This window comes from Streptomyces sp. 6N223 (assembly GCF_052246635.1).
Lineage (GTDB): Bacteria > Actinomycetota > Actinomycetes > Streptomycetales > Streptomycetaceae > Streptomyces.
On sequence record NZ_JBQQCA010000054.1, the window covers coordinates 14,581 to 31,383 of the forward strand.

A 16,803-nucleotide genomic window follows, 5' to 3' on the forward strand; every position below is an offset into this window, starting at 1 on the left:
TCAGGCCGACGGCTCGGTGAACTGCACGTCCAGGTGGATCTTGATCGCGTTGCCGATGACGGCGTCCGCCGCGCCGAAGCCCAGGCCGAAGTCGCCGCGCTTGATCTCGCCCGTCGCCTCGAAGCCCGCGTGCCGCTCCTCCCCGAACTCGCCGACACCGCCGAACTCGACCTCGAAGGTCACCGGCCGCGTCACCTCACCGATGGTCAACTCGCCCTCCATCACCCACTCCTCGCCCGCACCCCGGATCCGGGTCGAGCGGAACGCCATGCTCGGGCGGCGCGCCACGTCCAGCAGGTCGGGCGCGCGGACGTGCTCGTCCCGCTGGGCGTTGCCGGTGTCGATCGAGGCGAGCGCCACGGTCGCGGTGACCGAGGACGTCTCGACGCTCTCTCCCACCACCAGCTCGGCCGCGAACTCCGCGAAACGCCCCCGCACCTTGGAGATGCCCAGGTGGCGGATGGTGAATCCGACGGAGGAGTGCAGGAGGTCGGGGGTCCAGCGGCCGGCCCGCAGCGGGAGGCTCGTGGTGTGTGCGTCTGTCGTCATGCCCCACACGCTCCCCCCGCGCACGCCGCCGAGGAAGGCCGTGCCGAGACTGGCCCTGACAGGGCCACCCTCCGCCCCGGGCGCCTCCGTACACTTCACAGCGTGAGTGCCGACGCGAGCGACAACGACCTGGGGGCCTTCATCCGGGCCCGCCGGGAGGCGGTGACCCCCGCCGAGGTGGGGCTGCCGACCGGTGGCCGCCGCCGCACCCCGGGGCTGCGCCGCTCCGAGCTGGCCACCGTCGCCGGGATCAGCGTCGAGTACCTGACGCGCCTGGAGCAGGGCCGCGACCGCCACCCCTCCCTGCAGGTGCTCGGCGCCCTCGCCGAGGCCCTACGCCTCACCGTCGACGAGTTCGTGTACCTCCGCCGCCTTGCGAAGGACGTGAACGAGGCGGCCTGCTGCCAGGGCGCCCCGCCCCCGGCGCGCGAGCTGCGCCCCACCGTCCGGGCGCTCCTGGAGGGGATGGAGCCCTCGCCCGCTGTCCTCGTCAACCGGCTGAGCGAGGTGCTGGCCCACACGGCGGCGTACGAGCGGCTCGTCCGTCCGAGCGGTCTGCTCGACGGCGAGTCGCCCAACCTGCTGCGGTACCACTTCACCGACCCCCGCGCCCGCGCCGCGCGGCCCGACTGGGAGCACGCCGCCGACCGGCTGGTGGCCCACCTGAAGATCCACGCCTACCGCGACGACCCGCACATCGTGGCGCTCACCGAGGAGCTGACGGCCGCCGCGGGCACGCCCTTCGCCCGGCGGCTGGCCGAGGTGGCCGGGCCGCCCCGGCTCAACGGCGTCGAGCGGCTGGCCCACCCGGAGGCGGGCGAGCTGCGGCTGGCCTACGAGACCCTGGAGCTGCCCGACACCGGCGATCAGCGCATTGTCGTCTACCTCCCGGCGGACGAGGCCACCTCCGCCGCGCTCGACCGTGTCACCGGCCGCCAGCCGGGCGCGCTGCGCGCCGTCGCGGGCTGACGCTCAGGCGCGCAGCTCGGCCAGCACCGCGTCGGTGAACGCCGGCCACGTCTCGATCGCCCACGGCCCGAAGGCGCGGTCGGTCAGCACCACGCAGGCCGCGCCCCGGCCGCCGGCCGCCTCGCGGTCCACCCACAGGAAGGTGCCCGCCTGGCCGAAGTGGCCGAAGGTGCCCGGGGAGGAGTCGGCGCCGGTCCAGTGCGGCGACTTGTGGCCGCGCAGCGAGAAGCCGAGACCCCAGTCGTTGGGCCGCTGGTGGCCGTAGCCGGGCAGCACGCCGGAGAGCCCAGGGAACGCCACCTCGGTGGCCTCGTCCAGGGTCTCGCGCGCCAGCAGGCGGGGACGCAGCAGCTCGGCCGCGAAGCGGGTCAGGTCGGCGAGGGCCGAGACGCCGTCCTTGGCGGGGGAGGCGGTGCCGGTCAGCCCGGTGGCGTGCATGCCCAGCGGCTCCAGCACGGCCTGCCGCAGGTACTCCGCGAACGGTATCCCCGCGGCCTTGGCGAGGTGCTCGCCCAGCACCTCGAACCCTGCGTTGGAGTACAGGCGGCGGGTGCCGGGCTCGGCCATGGTGCGGTGCTCGTCGAAGGCCAGCCCAGAGGCGTGCGCCAGCAGGTGCCGCACGGTCGAGCCGGGCGGCCCGGCCGGCTCCGCCAGCTCGATCGCGCCCTCCTCGACGGCGATCAGCGCGGCGTACGCCGCGAGCGGCTTGGTGACCGAGGCGAGGTCGAAACGCCGCTCCCGAGGGCCGCGCGAGCCGGCGACGGCGGTGTCGCCGTCGCCGTCGGTGTCGGTGTCGGTGTCGGTGTCGCCGACTACGACGGTCGCGGCGGCCGTGGGCACGGGCCAGCGGTCGATGATCTCCAGGCTCGCAAGGGACATGCGTGCGAGCCTACGACGCCGGCCACATCCCCCGGCGCCCGGGGGCTTCGGCCCTCGGCTCCGACGCGGCCACGGACGATCGCCGTCGCGGGAGGTCGCCCCGACATGCGCCTGGCGTCCTGGTCCGGCGCGCCGCCCGCGCCCCGGGGCGCGTGGGACACCCTCGACACGGTCGCTTTCGCGCCGCGCGACCGCGCTGACCGCCCCTGACACTCCTGACGCGTCGGTCGCCGCGCCCTATGGCCCTGTCCCGGGTCGCGGCGCGTCCGCGCGGGGCGGAGGATCGGCGTGGAGAAAGGAGAAAGGAGAAAGGAGAAAGGACCCATGGAACGCCGGTTTCCCAACGAGAGCGACGAGTACCGCCGGGCCCGCGACGCGCTGCTCGAGGACGAGAAGGAGCTGCGCCGGCGGGTCGAGGCCGTGGCCGCGCAGCGCCGCGCGCTGCCGCCCGGCGGCGAGATCCGGGAGGACTACGCCTTCGGCGAGTGGGACCCGAGCGTCGGCGGCGTGCGCACCGTCCGCCTCTCGGAGCTGTTCGAGGACGGCAGGGACACCCTCTTCCTCTACAACTTCATGTTCCTGCCCGGGCCGGACGGGCCGGTCGAGACGCCGTGCCCGGACTGCACCTCGATCGTCGACGGCGTCGACGGCGCGGTCCCGCACCTCAGGCAGCACATCAACGTCGCGGTGGTGGCGAAGGCGCCGGCCGAACGCCTCACCGCCCACGCCCACGCGCGCGGCTGGCGCCACGCGCGGCTGCTGAGCTCGCGGAACACGACGTTCAACGCCGACTACCGGGCCGAGGGGCCGGACGAGGCGCAGGTCCCGATGGCCCACGTGTTCGTCCGCCGCGACGGCCGGATCCGCCACTTCTGGAGCAGCGAGCTGCTGATGGTCCCCTCGGAGCCGGGCCAGTACCCGCGCCACGTCGACTTCATGTGGCCGATGTGGGCCATCCTCGACCGCACGCCGGCCGGCCGCGGCGGCGACTGGATGCCCAGCCTCACCTATCCGGTTCCGGGGGTCTCCCGGTCATCGGGGTGAAACACCCGCCGCCTGCCGCCTCGACGCCTGGCCCGCTCGGCTTGCCTGGAGCGCACTCCAACTCTTTAGCGTGAAGGCATGACGCTGACACGCGAGGCCACTCCCGACGACGTCGCCAACGACGTTCAGGAAGCCGAAGCCGAAGCCGAAGCCGAGGACGTCGACCACTGCGCCTCGGTCGACCGGCCGCACCCGCGCCCCGACGGGCGGGACCGCTACACCATCAGCGAGGTCGCCGCGCACACGGGCCTGAGCCCGCACACGCTGCGCTGGTACGAGCGGATCGGCCTGATGCCGCACATCGACCGCTCCCACACCGGGCAGCGCCGCTACACCAACCGCGACCTGGACTGGCTGGCCCTGGTCGGCAAGCTCAGGCTGACCGGGATGGCGGTAGCGGACATGGTCCGCTACGCCGATCTCGTCCGGCAGGGCGACCACACCTTCCCGGAGCGGCACGCGCTGCTGTGCGCCACCCGCGACGAGGTGCTCCGCCGCATCGCCGAGCTCCAGGGCACCCTCACCGTCCTCGACTTCAAGATCAGCATCTACGCCGACGCCGCGCACGCCGCGCACGCCGCGCCCACCGCGCCCACCGCGCCCACCGCATCCGAAAGGTCCGGAGCATCCGCATGAGCACCACCCCCAACGACAGCACCACCCCGCTCGTCACCGTCCCGCTGGGCACCAACGGTCCCCAGGTCGGCGTTCAGGGACTCGGCTGCATGGGCATGAGCTGGGCCTACGGCCCCACCGACGCCGAGGCGTCCCGCGCCACGCTGGAGCGGGCGCTGGAGCTGGGCATCACGCTCTACGACACCGCCGACGTCTACGGCTCGGGCGAGAACGAGACCTTCCTCTCGCCGTTCTTCCGCGCCCACCGCGACGAGGTGACCATCGCCACCAAGTTCGCCCTCCAGATCGACCCGGCCGAACCGGCGAGGCGGATCATCCGCAACGAGCCCGCGTACATCCGCCAGGCCGTCGATGACAGCCTGCGGCGGCTGGACCTGGACGTCATCGACCTGTACTACATGCACCGCCGCGACCCGAAGGTGCCGATCGAGGAGACCGTCGGCGTCATGGCCGAGCTGGTCGCGCAGGGCAAGGTCCGCCACCTCGGGCTCAGCGAGGTGACGGGCGCCGAGCTGCGCGCCGCCCACGCCGTCCACCCCATCGCCGCCGTCCAGTCCGAGTGGTCGCTCTTCTCCCGCGACGTGGAGCGCACCGCCGTGCCCACCGCACGCGAGCTGGGCGTGGCGTTCGTGCCGTACTCGCCGCTCGGCCGCGGCTTCCTCACCGGCTCCTTCGCCGCCGCGAGCGAGCTGAGCGCCGACGACTTCCGGCGTACGCAGCCCCGCTTCACCGGCGACAACGCCGCCGCGAACCGCGCGCTGCTGGAGCCCGTGCGCCGCGTGGCCGAGGCGCACGGCGCGAGCCTCGGGCAGGTCGCGCTGGCCTGGGTCCAGCAGCAGGCGTCCGTGTGGGGGATGACGGTGATTCCGATCCCCGGCACGACGAAGCGCTCCCGCGTGGAGGAGAACGCGGCGGCCACGCGCATCGTCCTGAGCGAGGACGAGCTGGCCGAGCTGGCCCCCATCGCGGCGAACGTCGCGGGCGACCGCTACGCGGACATGACCTTCACCTCGGCCGCCCGCGAGTAGCACCCGGGGCTCCGCCCCGGAACCCCGGGTGCCGCCCACACCCCGGCACCCGGCCGTGGGCGGGCCGTCGTCGTCGCCAACCGCCCACCCTCCCCCCACCCGGGGAGGGTGGGCGGGGCTACAGCTCCGCGAGGAGCTCCGCCTTCTTCGACGTGAACTCCTTGTCCGTCAGCAGCCCCGCCTTGTGCAGCTCGCCCAGATGCCGGATGCGCTCCGCGATGTCCGCCGGGTCGGCGCGGCGCATCCGCTCGTGGCCCGCGGTCACCGGCTCAGCCGCCCGCACCGCCTCCAGCACCGCCGCCGCCAGCGGCAGCGACTCGTGCACCAGCCCGTACCCCAGGCCGAAGACCACCGCCGCCGGGTCCTGGTCGGGCGGGCCGCCGATGTCCTCCGGCTCGCCGTCGGGGCCGCGCCGGCGCAGCCGCAGATGGCCACCGGCGATCTCGGGGGAGCGCCACTCCACCCCGGCCAGCTCGCTGACCGGGAAGGACTGGTCTCCCGCCTTCCACTTCGCCGACGAGGCCCCCGTCCAGAACCAGCGGAACGACACGACCTTGCCGTCGAAGGACGCCTTGCCGTCGAACGCCTTGAACTGCAGCGGCGCGGCGGGCGCCGCCACCAGGTAGTCCTCGCAGTCCTCCCCGGCCTGCGGGACGAGGGCGGAGCGCAGCTCGGAGGCGTAGTAGTCGCCCAGCGTCTCCCGCTCGGCCGGCAGCACCAGGCGGTAGGGGTCGGCGGCCTGCCGGAGCTGCCCGTCGGCCGCGTCGAACAGCGGATCGGCGCCCGGTCTCGGCACGGTGTGCAGCACCACCGTGCCCCTTCTGCCCCCCGGCTCCAGCGTCACCGAACGCAGCGCCTCGTACGGGATGCGGCGCTCGCCGAGCACCTGGAAAAGCTTTGGTGTGCGTATTCCCCGTTCGAAGCGGATGAGCACGGAGTCGGTGTCGAACTCCCACGTGGAGTGGATTCCCGCCAGCACATCACCCATGCGGCTCATCGTAAGGGCCCGAGCTGATGAAAACGCCGCCACCGAGCGGTGTGTCACTCCTGGGCGTCGGGCACACAGGGGTCGAGCGGCGCGCACCGTTCGGCGCCCGGCGCGCACGTGACGTCGTTCACCTCACCGGCGGCGACCAGCGCGAGGTTCTCCAGGCTGGCGGTGCCCGGCACGAAGTACCCGTCGTGCCCCTCGGCGTCGCCGGCGTCCAGCAGCCCCGCGCCGAACGACTCGTCGGCCGGGTCCTCGCCAAGACCGATCGGGCCGATCTCCACGTGCGGCACGTCGCCGATCCAGTCGTCCTCCGCCCGCATCGCCCACACCCGCGCCAGGGTGTCGAGGTCGTCCACGTCCGAGGCGCGCATGCCGGGGCTCCCCGCCACCGCGATGTCCGTGACGCGGCGCGGGAGTTCGTCGGCCGCGACGCCGCAGACGACCGAGCCGTAGGAGTGGCACACGAGCGTCACCGGCACCTCGCCGCCACCCGGCAGCGCCGCCACCGTCTCCGCCAGCCGCTCGGCGCCGTCGGCGGCCATGTACGCGGTCGCGGCCGACATCGACACCCCCTGCGGCGCGTCGTAGTCCGCCCAGGCGATGACCGCGGTGGACTCGTCGGGCTGAAACGCGCGCTGCTCCTCGTACAGGGCCTCGGCCATGCCCTGCGGGGCGGTGTAGTGGCCGACCGTGCGCTCGAAGTTGATCACGTCGCTCTTGACGCCGGGCACGACGACGGTGATCCGCTCCGCCGTCTCCAGGTTCCCGAAGACCTCGGCGGCGCGGCCGTGCCCGGTCGGGTCGAAGGCGAGGATCTGCCGCCCGGGCGCCATCATCGAGTCGAAGCGGTTCATCCGGCGGCCCGCCCAGTACTGGCCGTCCTCCGAGAGCCGGTCGTCGTGCGTGCGGCGCCGCTCGGCGTCGCGGGCGTCGGCCAGCGCCCTGCGGTTGGCGCGGTAGCGCAGCCGCACGGGCGCGCCGGGCAGGTTGCCGACCACCAGCGGGTACCTGTCGGCGAGGTGGCGCCGCTGGGGCACCTGGAGGCCGGCGAAGAAGTCCTCGATCCGCTCGGGCGGGGCGTCGGCGTCCGGCAGCGGGCGGCCCGCGACGGTGCCGCGCTCCCAGGCGTCGAGCTGGAGCTCGTAGGGGTAGGGCGGGGCGCCGTCGCCGCGTGCGATCCATCCCGCGGTTGCGAGCACAGCGAACACCACCGCCAACGGCAGCAGCACGCGCTTGGCGGTGGATTTCCCCGTGGTTTTCATCGAACGGACTTTCAGCACTACCGCTGCATCATAGGAGGTCGGCCCCCGTCCCACGCACCCCACCCGTCCCGGAGTCGTGCGCAGTTGTGCGTAATTCCACACCGGGGGCGTTTCCGGCGCCTCCGTCACACCGCCCGCGGCTGACGACGGCGCTGACCCCGGGTGGGGTGCCGGGGTCCGGGGGCGGAGCCCCCGGCACGGGTGTGCCCCGGGCCGGAGGGCCCGGGGCACATACGGGGGCGGCTCAAGCCCGCCCGGCGAGGGCTACGCGTCGCCGCCGGCCGTGCCCGGGTCGGCCGCGGCCACGTCCAGCAGCTGGTACCGGTCGATGGCCTGCTTCAGCACCGAGCGGTCGATCTTGCCCTCCTTGGCCAGCTCGGTCAGCACGCCGAGCACGATCGACTGGGCGTCGATGTGGAAGAAACGCCGCGCCGCGCCGCGCGTGTCGGCGAAGCCGAAGCCGTCGCCGCCCAGCGACTGGTACGTGCCGGGCACCCACCGCGCGATCTGGTCGGGCACCGAGCGCATCCAGTCGGATACGGCCAGTAGCGGCCCTTCCGCCCCGGCGAGCTTGCGCGTGACGTACGGCACACGCTGCTCCTCCTCCGGGTGCAGCAGGTTGTGCTCCTCGGCGTCGACCGCGTCCCGGCGCAGCTCGTTCCACGACGTGGCCGACCACACGGCCGCGCGCACGTCCCACTCCTCGGCCAGGATCTTCTGCGCCTCCAGCGCCCAGGGCACCGCGACGCCCGAGGCGAGGACCTGCGCCGGGATGCTGCCGGCCCCGCCCTCGCTCAGCCGGTACAGGCCCTTGAGGATGCCCTCGACGTCCACGTTCTCCGGCTCGGCGGGCTGCACGATCGGCTCGTTGTAGACGGTCAGGTAGTAGAAGACGTCCTCGGAGTCCTCGCCGTACATCCGGCGCAGCCCGTCCCTGACGATGTGGGCGATCTCATAGCCGTACGCCGGGTCGTACGCCACACACGCCGGGTTCGTGGAGGCCAGCAGCTGGGAGTGCCCGTCGGCGTGCTGCGTGCCCTCGCCGGTCAGCGTCGTGCGCCCGGCGGTCGCGCCCAGCACGAAGCCACGCGCCATCTGGTCGGCCATCTGCCAGAACTGGTCGCCGGTGCGCTGGAAGCCGAACATCGAGTAGAAGACGTAGACCGGGATGAGGTGCTCGCCGTGCGTGGCGTACGCCGAGCCCGCCGCGACCAGCGAGGCCGTGCAGCCGGACTCGGTGATGCCGTCGTGCAGCATCTGCCCGGTCGGCGACTCCTTGTACGACAGCAGCAGGTCGCGGTCGACCGACTCGTAGGTCTGCCCGAGCGGGTTGTAGATCTTCGCGGACGGGAAGAGCGAGTCCATGCCGAAGGTCCGGTACTCGTCGGGCGCGATCGGCACGAAGCGCTTGCCGATCTCCTTGTCCCGCAAGAGGTCCTTCAGCAGCCGCACGAACGCCATGGTCGTGGCGACCTGCTGCGTCCCCGAGCCCTTCCTCACCGCCGCGTACGCCTTGTCGCCGGGCAGCGCCAGCGGCTTCGCGCGGTTGACGCGCTTCGGCAGGTACCCGCCGAGCTCGCGGCGCCGGTCGTGCATGTACTGGATCTCCGGCGAGTCCTTGCCCGGGTGGTAGTACGGCGGCAGGCCCGACTCCAGCTCGCTGTCCGGGATCGGCAGCTTCAGCCGGTCGCGGAAGCCCTTCAGGTCGGCGACCGTCAGCTTCTTCATCTGGTGCGTGGCGTTGCGGCCCTCGAAGTTCGGCCCCAGCGTCCAGCCCTTGATCGTCTGGGCGAGGATCACCGTGGGCTGCCCCTGGTGCTCCAGCGCCGCCTTGTACGCCGCGTAGACCTTGGGGTGGTCGTGACCGCCCCTGCCCAGGTGCAGGATCTGGTCGTCGGTCATGTCCTCGACCATGGCGCGCAGCCGGTGGTCGCCGCCGAAGAAGTTCTCGCGGATGTACGCCCCGGTCTCGGTGGCGTACGTCTGGAACTGCCCGTCGGGGGTGGTGTTGAGCTTGTTGACCAGCACCCCGTCGCGGTCCTGCGCGAGCAGCGGGTCCCAGGAGCGGTCCCACACGAGCTTTATGACGTTCCACCCGGCGCCGCGGAAGACCGACTCCAGCTCCTGGATGATCTTGCCGTTGCCGCGCACCGGGCCGTCGAGCCGCTGGAGGTTGCAGTTGACGACGAAGGTGAGGTTGTCCAGGCCCTCGCGGGCCGCGATCGACAGCTGGCCAAGGGACTCCGGCTCGTCCATCTCGCCGTCGCCGAGGAAGGCCCACACGTGCGAGCGGGAGGTGTCGGCGATGCCCCGGGCGTGCATGTAGCGGTTCATCCGCGCCTGGTAGATGGCGCTGATGGGGCCCAGACCCATGGAGACGGTCGGGAACTCCCAGAAGTCCGGCATCAGCCGCGGATGCGGGTAGCTGGACAGGCCGTGCGGGGCCTTGGACTTCTCCTGCCGGAAGCCGTCGAGGTGCGCCTCGCTCAGCCGGTCCAGCAGGAAGGCGCGGGCGTAGATGCCCGGCGAGGCGTGACCCTGGAAGAACACCTGGTCGCCGCTGTCGCCGCCGTCCTTGCCGCGGAAGAAGTGGTTGAAGCCGACGTCGTAGAGGGAGGCGGAGGAGGCGAAGGTGGCGATGTGGCCGCCGACGCCGATTCCCGGGCGCTGGGCGCGCGAGACCATCACGGCCGCGTTCCAGCGGGTCGCGTTCAGGATCTTGCGCTCGATCTCCTCGTCGCCGGGGAAGAACGGCTCATCCTTGGTCGCGATCGTGTTGACGTAGTCCGTGCTGCGCATCTCGGGCACGGCCACCCGCTTCTCGCGGGCGCGCTCGATCAGGCGGAGCATGAGATAGCGGGCGCGTTCCCGGCCGCGCTGGTCCACGGCCGCGTCGAGCGAGTCGAGCCACTCCTGGGTCTCCTCTGGATCGAAATCCGGGACCTGACTGGGAAGGCCGCCAATGATGATCGGGTTGCGATCTGATCCGGAAGCCACGCTGTTCCTTCACTGTGAGTGTTGTCTGCTCTGCTGGTGTCGCGCCGTCTCCATCGTGTACCCGCCGACGGCGAAACGTCATCTCTACTGAACGGTAATGCGAACGGCCCTTTGGCCCGCGGGCGACCCTGACGGGGATGCGGTCACGCGATGTGATCGCGGCATAACGGAGGACCCATGCGCTCGACCAGTAGCGTGGAGAAGGGCGTCAACGTTCGGGCGGGCGCGCAGGTGGGTACTTGCGCGATCCGTTCCGCCCGTGTGGACTACGCCCCAAGCCGCGCGCACGCGCGGTCCCACCCGTACGCATTCCAGACAAGGACAGGAGCAATCCGTGAGCGCGACCGCGGACCACGCGGAGGAGCGGACCAACCCCGCCGCGAGGCTGGGTTTCCAGCCCGGACAGGTGGTCCAGGAGTTCGGCTACGGTGACGACACCGAACAGGAACTCCGCGAGGGAATCGAGGCCATCACGGGCCAGGAACTCGTCGATGAGACGTATGACGACGTGGCCGACGCCGTGGTGCTGTGGTTCCGCGAGGACGACGGTGACCTCACCGACGCGCTGGTGGATGCCACCACGATGATCGATCCCGGGGCGCCCGTGTGGCTGCTGACGCCGAAGACCGGGCGGGCCGGGTACGTCGAGCCGAGCGAGATCGGCGAGGCGGCGCAGACCGCGGGGCTGGCCCAGACCAAGAGCGTCAACGCCGGCAGGGACTGGTCGGGCAGCCGCCTGGTGACGCCGAAGACGGCGGGCAAGAAGTAGGGCCCTGACCGGCCAAGGAGCCGGACAGGAAGCCGAATCCGGGCGGAATCGGGTGGGGGTGCCTCACCGGATCGCCGGGGAGCGTCGTAGGCTGGGCAGATCATTTGCCAACTCTTTAAGATCTCCCCGAGAAAAGAGGCCCTCGCCCATGGCGATCGAGCCCGGCGCCAAGGCGCCCGACGTCGAGCTGAAGGACGAGCACGGCCAGAGCGTCTCTCTGGCGGCCTTCCGCGGCCGGAAGAACGTCGTGCTGCTGTTCTTCCCCTTCGCCTTCACGGGCGTGTGCACCGGGGAGCTGTGCGCGCTGCGCGATCGCCTGCCCACCTTCGTCAACGACGACACGCAGCTCCTCGCCGTCTCCAACGACTCTCCCTTCGCGCTGCGGGTCTTCGCCGAGCAGGAGAAGTTCGGCTATCCCCTGCTGTCGGACTTCTGGCCCCACGGAACTGTCTCGCGCGCCTACGGCGTCTTCGACGAGGAGAAGGGCTGCGCGGTGCGCGGCACCTTCATCATCGACCAGGAGGGCGTGGTGCGCTGGACGGTGATCAACGCCCTGCCCGACGCGCGCGATCTGAACGATTACGTCACGGCGCTCCAGGCACTGTGATTGCCGCGTCCTCCTAAGGGAAGCTACGAACGGCAACGGGCCAAGCCGGGGCGCATCAGCCCCGCAGAACAGGAGTGGAGGACCCCGTGGCAGGAGGAGTCAGCCTTAGCAAGGGTGGCAACGTCTCGCTGACGAAGGAGGCGCCGAACCTGACGGCCGTCACCGTGGGCCTGGGCTGGCAGGCCCGCAGCACCACCGGTGCCGACTTCGACCTCGACGCCAGCGCCCTCATGATCGGCGCCAACGGCAGGGTCCTCAGCGACGAGCACTTCGTCTTCTTCAACAACCTCAAGAGCCCGGACGGCACCGTCGAGCACATGGGCGACGAGCTGGTCGGCGGCGCGGCCGGCGCCGAGCAGGACGAGGAGGAGGTCAAGGTCGACCTGGCCCGGATGGCGCCCGAGGTGCAGAAGGTCATCTTCCCGGTCTCCATCTACGACGCCGACGCCCGCCACCAGAACTTCGGCCAGGTCACCGGCGCGTACATCCGCATCATCAACCAGGCCGACGGCCGCGAGCTGGCCCGCTACGACCTGACCGAGGACGCCTCGACCGAGACCGCCATGGTCTTCGGCGAGCTCTACCGGTACGGCGGCGAGTGGAAGTTCCGCGCCATCGGCCAGGGCTACGCCTCCGGCCTGCGGGGCATCGCCCTTGACTACGGCGTCAACGTCTAGCCGAAAACAACCGAATCCTCTGCTATGTCCGATCGCATATCCAAGAGCTGGGAAGACCCGTGGTACTGAGAACTTTTGGCTGGTCATTCGCCGTCACCGCCGTCGGCCTTGTCGCCGCCTTCCTGTTGTGGGGATGGGAGGGCTTCGCCGTGGTGGCGATTCTGTCCATCCTGGAGATCTCCCTCTCCTTCGACAACGCGGTGGTCAACGCCGGTGTGCTGAAGAAGATGAACGACTTCTGGCAGAGGATCTTCCTCACCATCGGCATCCTCATCGCGGTCTTCGGGATGCGGCTGGTCTTCCCCGTTCTCATCGTCTCCATCACCGCCCGAATCGACCCGATGGAGGCGGTGGACCTCGCGATCGACGACCCAGACCTGTACGAGCAGCTGGTGACCGACGCCCACCCGGCCATCGCGGCCTTCGGCGGGATGTTCCTCCTCATGATCTTCCTCGACTTCATCTTCGAGGAGCGGGAGACCATGTGGCTCAAGTGGCTGGAGAAGCCGCTGTCCAAGGTCGGGCACATCGACGCCGCCTCCGTCGGCATCGCCCTCGCCGCCCTGCTGCTGACCGCCAGCACGGTCGCCACCCACGCGTACCAGCACGGCGGGACCTACGCCGACAAGGCCGACACGGTTCTGCTGGCCGGGGTCGCCGGCGTGCTCACCTACCTCGTGGTCGGCGGGCTCTCCGGATACTTCGAGAACAAGCTGGAGGAGGACGAGGAACGGGAGCACGAGGCCGAGGAGGCCGCTCACCGCGCCGGGCGCGAGCCCTCGCTGGTGCGGCTGGGCGGCAAGGCGGCGTTCTTCCTCTTCCTCTACCTGGAGGTGCTGGACGCCTCGTTCTCCTTCGACGGCGTCATCGGCGCCTTCGCCGTCACCAACGACATCTTCTGGATGGCGCTGGGCCTGGGCATCGGCGCGATGTACGTCCGGTCCCTCACGGTCTACCTGGTGCGCCAGGGCACGCTCGACGAGTACCGGTACCTGGAGCACGGCGCGCACTACGCCATCGGCGTCCTCGCCGTGATCCTGCTGATCAGCATCCGCTGGCACATCAACGAGGTCATCACCGGCCTCAGCGGCGTCGCGCTGATCGGCGCCTCCTTCTGGACCTCGGTCCTGCACAACCGCGCCGACCGGGCCGCCGAGGCCGACGGCGCGGGCGGATCCGAGGAGAAACCGGCGGTGCCCTCCGGGGTGTGAGCCCCGGCGGAAGACGGGAAGCCATAAGGAACGGGGCGGCCAGCACGCTGGCCGCCCCGTCGCGGTGTGAGAGCGTGAGAGGGGAGATGTCCGGTCATGGTGTCCCTGTGGTCGTACTGGCGGGGTAGCGGGGCGCGCACGCAGAAGTTCGACACCGTCGGCGGCTCGATGAGCTACGCCATCGAGCTCACCCGGCGTTCCCCCACCGCCCCCCTCACCAGCGAGGGGGCCGAGACCGGCACGCTGCGCGTCGACCTGTCCTGGCGCATGCACACCTCCGACCTGGGCCGGGCCACCCGCCGCCTCAACCACTGGCGCCAACCGCTCCGGCTCTTCAAGCCCGCCGAGATCCAGAGCCACACCCAGGGCCTGGCCAACGTCGACTTCGACCTGGCCTGCCTGTACGAGCTGACGGACGGCACCAAGGGCGTCGTCCAGCCGCTGGGCGGCCTGATGGGCGACTTCAACGAGCCGCCGTACGTCAAGCTCAGCGGCGACGACCGCTTCGGCACCGCGTCGGGCGAGACGCTGTACATCAACCTCGACCACAAGGACCAGTTCAAGCGGCTGCTGATCTTCGTCTACATCTACGACGGCGTTCCCGCCTTCGACCGCGCCGACGTGGTCGTCACCCTCGTCGCCAGCGACGGCAAGAACATCGAGATCGGCCTCACCGACCCGGCCCCGCAGGCCCGCTCCTGCGCCGTGGCCATGATCGAGCACCACAAGGGGGAACTCGTCGCCCGCCGCGAGGTGAAGTACGTCTACGGCTTCCAGTCGGAGATCGACCGCCTCTACGGCTGGGGCATGTCCTGGGGCCGGGGCACCAAGACCCGGGTGTAGGCACAGGAAAACGGGTCGCAGCCCGCCCTGGCCGCTCGCTAGCCTCGCGCGGTGCGCGACGACTGGCCCCTGCTCCCCCTCCTCTGGCTCACCGGTCCCTCCGGCGTCGGCAAGTCCTCCGCCGGATTCGAGATCTTCACCCAGCTCGGCAGGGAGGGAATCCCCGCCGGCTACCTCGACGCCGACCAGCTCGGCCTGTGTTACCCCACGCCCCCCCACGACCCCGAGAACCACCGCGTCAAGGCGCGCAACCTCGGCGCCATGGCCCCGGTCCTGCGGGAGGCGGGGGCCCGGTGCCTGGTCTTCTCCGGCGGAGTGCAGCATGCCGACGAGGCGCGGGCGTACGCCGAGGCGGTGCCGGGAGCGGCACTGACGGTGGTCAGGCTCCGCGTCGCGATCAAGGAACTGCGGGCGCGCTTCCTGGGCCGGGGGTGGATGACGGAGCTGCTGGCGGAGAACGAGGCGGTCGCGGCGGCACTGGACCGCAGCGACTTCGCCGACGTGACCATCGACACGGCGGGGCTGTCGGTGCCCGGGACGGCACGGCTGGTGCGCGAGCGCGCGGCCACGGTCGACGGCGACCCGTGGCCCGCGCCGGCCCCGGCCGTGCGCGGCGTGCCCGCCGCGCGGGTCCCGCCCCTCGCCGAGCCCCTGCCGGACGGCCCGGGCCCTGAGCCGGCCCCGGCCCTGCCCGGCGCGCGGCCCGATCGGCCGGGCTCCGTGCCCCTGGCCCACGGCCTGCCCGCTGGCCCGGGCCCGGCCGGGATCGCGGCGCCGCCCGCCGTCGACCATCCGCCGGTGCCCGTGCTGTGGGTCTGCGGCGCGCCCTGCGTCGGCAAGTCCGAGGTCGCCTGGTCGGTCTTCGCGCGCCTCTTCACCTCCGGCGTGACGGCGGCGTACGTCGACCTGGCCCAGCTCGCCTTCCGCCGCCCCGCGCCCGCCGGCGACCCGGACGGCCACCGCCTGCGTGCCCAGGGCCTCGCCGCCGTGTGGCCGGCGTACCGCGCGGCCGGAGCCCGCTGCCTCATCCTCTGCGGCGGCGTCGACCACCCCGAGGCCGTCCGCGCCTACGCCGACGCCGTGCCGGGCGCCCGGCTCACCCTCGTCAGGCTCCACGCGGGCCCCGAGGCGCTCAGGGAGCGCACCCTGCTGCGCGGCCGCGGCGGCGGGCCCGCCCTGCCCGGCGACGAGCTGCGCGGGCGCCCCGTCGAGGAGCTGCTGCGCCACGCCGAGGCGGCGTCCCGCGAGGCCGAGACACTGGAAGGCTCCGCCTTCGGCGACGTCCGCGTGCCGACCGACGGCCAGACCACCGAGGCCATCGCCGCCGAGGTCGCGGCGCTGCTGCCGCGTCTCGGTGCCTCCGCCGGCTGATGCCGGACTCCCGCGGGCCCCACCCGGGGCGGGGTGCCGGGGCAGGGGCGGTGGTCGCGCCGGCGCCGGGGGCGTGCGCGTGCCGACCGACGGCCGGACCACGGGCCGGTCCTGCGCCCCGCGTCCCGCGTCCCGCGCCGCAGGAGCGGCCCGCGACGGCCCGCCGCAGGCGCTAGCGCGGCGGCGGCAGGAACTGCGGGCCCTGCGGCGGCAGCGTGAACGCCGGGTCCGGCTGGGGGTAGCCGTACGCGCCGTGCCGCCGGGGATCCGGGCGCGAGGGGGCCGGCGCCGGCGGCCGCGCCGGGACCGCGGGGGCCGGGCGTGCCGGCTGCGCGGGCGGCGGCGCCTGCTGGGGCGCGGACGAGGCCGAGACGCCGTACGCCGCCGCCAGCTCGCTCAGGCCGCCCCCGAAGCCCTGGCCCGAGGCCCGGAACTCCCAGCCGCCCCCGCTCACGCCCCCGGCCGTCCGCGACAGCTCCCCACAGGCCAACGCCGTCGCCCCGGGCTCGGGCGCCAGCTCGACGACCGCCAGCTCCGGGCCCGTCGCCGCCCCCGCCCCGGCCGCGCCGTGCAGCACCAGCCGCGGGCGGCTCGACTCCGCCCGGAAGCCGCCCTCCGCCGAGGCCGCCAGCACCACCCGCTCAACCCCGGGCTCCAGCAGCGCCAGCTCCGCCTCCACCGTGTCCATCAGCCCCGCCGCGTCCCGCCGCTTCGGCAGCCGCCGCACCAGTCCCGAGGGATGCCGGGGCTGGTTGTAGAAGACGAGGTCGCTCTCCGCCCGTACCCGCCCGGTCACGCCGAGCAGCAGCGCGGACAGGTCGATATCCGGCTCCCCGGCCCCGCCGCCTCCCGGCATCCAGCGGAGAACCGCCCGCACAACCCCCACCGACGACGGGATACGGACCGTCGCCCCCTTCTCCAGCGCATGCGTCATGTAACGAATCCTGCCTGCCGCCGCACACCCGAAACA

16 protein-coding genes are annotated in these 16,803 nt (G+C 72.5%); 10 read left to right on the top strand and 6 right to left on the bottom strand.

Annotation, left to right across the window (positions count from 1 at the left end):
- The gene (locus ACTWQH_RS26395) at nucleotides 1–549 is read right to left on the bottom strand and encodes a YceI family protein (protein WP_443289254.1); all 549 of its coding nucleotides are present in this window, start codon (nucleotides 547–549) and stop codon (nucleotides 1–3) included.
- 102 nt (nucleotides 550–651) lie between these two features.
- Between ACTWQH_RS26395 and ACTWQH_RS26400 the strand changes: the two genes are divergently transcribed.
- Nucleotides 652–1,518 (top strand): helix-turn-helix domain-containing protein, encoded by an 867-nt coding sequence (locus ACTWQH_RS26400; RefSeq protein ID WP_443289255.1) that lies wholly within the window; start codon nucleotides 652–654, stop codon nucleotides 1,516–1,518.
- Nucleotides 1,519–1,521: 3 nt separating this feature from the next.
- Here the strand turns inward: ACTWQH_RS26400 and ACTWQH_RS26405 are convergent, their stop codons facing one another.
- Nucleotides 1,522–2,397 carry a serine hydrolase domain-containing protein gene (locus ACTWQH_RS26405; protein ID WP_443289256.1) on the bottom strand — a complete coding sequence of 292 codons (876 nt, stop codon included), beginning with the start codon at nucleotides 2,395–2,397 and terminating at the stop codon, nucleotides 1,522–1,524.
- Between the two features lie 324 nt (nucleotides 2,398–2,721).
- On the opposite strand from ACTWQH_RS26405, the gene ACTWQH_RS26410 reads away from it, so the two are divergent.
- The 3 genes from ACTWQH_RS26410 to ACTWQH_RS26420 all read left to right on the top strand — a co-directional run bounded on the left by ACTWQH_RS26410 (nucleotide 2,722) and on the right by ACTWQH_RS26420 (nucleotide 5,105).
- Nucleotides 2,722–3,441, top strand: a complete 720-nt coding sequence (locus ACTWQH_RS26410; RefSeq protein WP_443289257.1) for a DUF899 family protein — start codon at nucleotides 2,722–2,724, stop codon at nucleotides 3,439–3,441.
- 78 nt (nucleotides 3,442–3,519) lie between these two features.
- On the top strand, nucleotides 3,520–4,077 hold the full coding sequence (locus ACTWQH_RS26415) for a MerR family transcriptional regulator (protein WP_443289258.1): 558 nt from the start codon (nucleotides 3,520–3,522) through the stop codon (nucleotides 4,075–4,077).
- Nucleotides 4,074–5,105: an aldo/keto reductase gene (locus ACTWQH_RS26420; protein WP_443289259.1), complete on the top strand. Its 1,032-nt coding sequence runs from the start codon at nucleotides 4,074–4,076 to the stop codon at nucleotides 5,103–5,105. The genes ACTWQH_RS26415 and ACTWQH_RS26420 overlap by 4 nt, the downstream gene beginning before the upstream one ends.
- Nucleotides 5,106–5,223: 118 nt before the next feature.
- Here the strand turns inward: ACTWQH_RS26420 and ACTWQH_RS26425 are convergent, their stop codons facing one another.
- The 3 genes from ACTWQH_RS26425 to aceE all read right to left on the bottom strand — a co-directional run bounded on the left by ACTWQH_RS26425 (nucleotide 5,224) and on the right by aceE (nucleotide 10,355).
- On the bottom strand, nucleotides 5,224–6,093 hold the full coding sequence (locus tag ACTWQH_RS26425; protein ID WP_443289260.1) for a DUF4429 domain-containing protein: 870 nt from the start codon (nucleotides 6,091–6,093) through the stop codon (nucleotides 5,224–5,226).
- A 53-nt stretch (nucleotides 6,094–6,146) separates the two neighbouring features.
- The gene (locus ACTWQH_RS26430; protein WP_443289261.1) at nucleotides 6,147–7,358 is read right to left on the bottom strand and encodes an alpha/beta hydrolase; all 1,212 of its coding nucleotides are present in this window, start codon (nucleotides 7,356–7,358) and stop codon (nucleotides 6,147–6,149) included.
- Between the two features lie 264 nt (nucleotides 7,359–7,622).
- Nucleotides 7,623–10,355 (bottom strand): pyruvate dehydrogenase (acetyl-transferring), homodimeric type, encoded by a 2,733-nt coding sequence (aceE, locus tag ACTWQH_RS26435; protein ID WP_443289262.1) that lies wholly within the window; start codon nucleotides 10,353–10,355, stop codon nucleotides 7,623–7,625.
- 334 nt (nucleotides 10,356–10,689) lie between these two features.
- On the opposite strand from aceE, the gene ACTWQH_RS26440 reads away from it, so the two are divergent.
- The 6 genes from ACTWQH_RS26440 to ACTWQH_RS26465 all read left to right on the top strand — a co-directional run bounded on the left by ACTWQH_RS26440 (nucleotide 10,690) and on the right by ACTWQH_RS26465 (nucleotide 15,833).
- Nucleotides 10,690–11,124, top strand: a complete 435-nt coding sequence (locus tag ACTWQH_RS26440; RefSeq protein ID WP_443289263.1) for a DUF3052 domain-containing protein — start codon at nucleotides 10,690–10,692, stop codon at nucleotides 11,122–11,124.
- A gap of 148 nt (nucleotides 11,125–11,272) precedes the next feature.
- Nucleotides 11,273–11,731 (top strand): peroxiredoxin, encoded by a 459-nt coding sequence (locus ACTWQH_RS26445; RefSeq protein WP_443289264.1) that lies wholly within the window; start codon nucleotides 11,273–11,275, stop codon nucleotides 11,729–11,731.
- 86 nt (nucleotides 11,732–11,817) lie between these two features.
- Complete coding sequence (locus ACTWQH_RS26450; RefSeq protein ID WP_443289265.1) at nucleotides 11,818–12,408, top strand: TerD family protein; 591 nt, start codon at nucleotides 11,818–11,820, stop codon at nucleotides 12,406–12,408.
- A gap of 59 nt (nucleotides 12,409–12,467) precedes the next feature.
- The gene (locus tag ACTWQH_RS26455; RefSeq protein ID WP_443289266.1) at nucleotides 12,468–13,619 is read left to right on the top strand and encodes a DUF475 domain-containing protein; all 1,152 of its coding nucleotides are present in this window, start codon (nucleotides 12,468–12,470) and stop codon (nucleotides 13,617–13,619) included.
- A 96-nt stretch (nucleotides 13,620–13,715) separates the two neighbouring features.
- On the top strand, nucleotides 13,716–14,462 hold the full coding sequence (locus tag ACTWQH_RS26460; RefSeq protein WP_443289267.1) for a Tellurium resistance: 747 nt from the start codon (nucleotides 13,716–13,718) through the stop codon (nucleotides 14,460–14,462).
- A 51-nt stretch (nucleotides 14,463–14,513) separates the two neighbouring features.
- Nucleotides 14,514–15,833 carry a hypothetical protein gene (locus tag ACTWQH_RS26465; protein WP_443289268.1) on the top strand — a complete coding sequence of 440 codons (1,320 nt, stop codon included), beginning with the start codon at nucleotides 14,514–14,516 and terminating at the stop codon, nucleotides 15,831–15,833.
- A 172-nt stretch (nucleotides 15,834–16,005) separates the two neighbouring features.
- Here ACTWQH_RS26465 and ACTWQH_RS26470 read toward each other — a convergent pair whose 3' ends face one another.
- On the bottom strand, nucleotides 16,006–16,767 hold the full coding sequence (locus ACTWQH_RS26470) for a TerD family protein (protein WP_443289269.1): 762 nt from the start codon (nucleotides 16,765–16,767) through the stop codon (nucleotides 16,006–16,008).
- Nucleotides 16,768–16,803: the final 36 nt, after the last annotated feature.

What these genes read in the sequence shown, in the direction of transcription:
- ACTWQH_RS26460 (WP_443289267.1), top strand. Translation starts at nt 13,716, where the DNA reads ATGGTGTCCCTGTGGTCGTACTGGCGGGGTAGCGGGGCGCGCACGCAG.
- ACTWQH_RS26415 (WP_443289258.1), top strand. Translation starts at nt 3,520, where the DNA reads ATGACGCTGACACGCGAGGCCACTCCCGACGACGTCGCCAACGACGTT.
- ACTWQH_RS26410 (WP_443289257.1), top strand. Translation starts at nt 2,722, where the DNA reads ATGGAACGCCGGTTTCCCAACGAGAGCGACGAGTACCGCCGGGCCCGC.
- ACTWQH_RS26445 (WP_443289264.1), top strand. Translation starts at nt 11,273, where the DNA reads ATGGCGATCGAGCCCGGCGCCAAGGCGCCCGACGTCGAGCTGAAGGAC.
- ACTWQH_RS26470 (WP_443289269.1), bottom strand. Translation starts at nt 16,767, where the DNA reads ATGACGCATGCGCTGGAGAAGGGGGCGACGGTCCGTATCCCGTCGTCG.
- ACTWQH_RS26420 (WP_443289259.1), top strand. Translation starts at nt 4,074, where the DNA reads ATGAGCACCACCCCCAACGACAGCACCACCCCGCTCGTCACCGTCCCG.
- ACTWQH_RS26425 (WP_443289260.1), bottom strand. Translation starts at nt 6,093, where the DNA reads ATGGGTGATGTGCTGGCGGGAATCCACTCCACGTGGGAGTTCGACACC.
- ACTWQH_RS26405 (WP_443289256.1), bottom strand. Translation starts at nt 2,397, where the DNA reads ATGTCCCTTGCGAGCCTGGAGATCATCGACCGCTGGCCCGTGCCCACG.
- ACTWQH_RS26395 (WP_443289254.1), bottom strand. Translation starts at nt 549, where the DNA reads ATGACGACAGACGCACACACCACGAGCCTCCCGCTGCGGGCCGGCCGC.
- ACTWQH_RS26430 (WP_443289261.1), bottom strand. Translation starts at nt 7,358, where the DNA reads ATGAAAACCACGGGGAAATCCACCGCCAAGCGCGTGCTGCTGCCGTTG.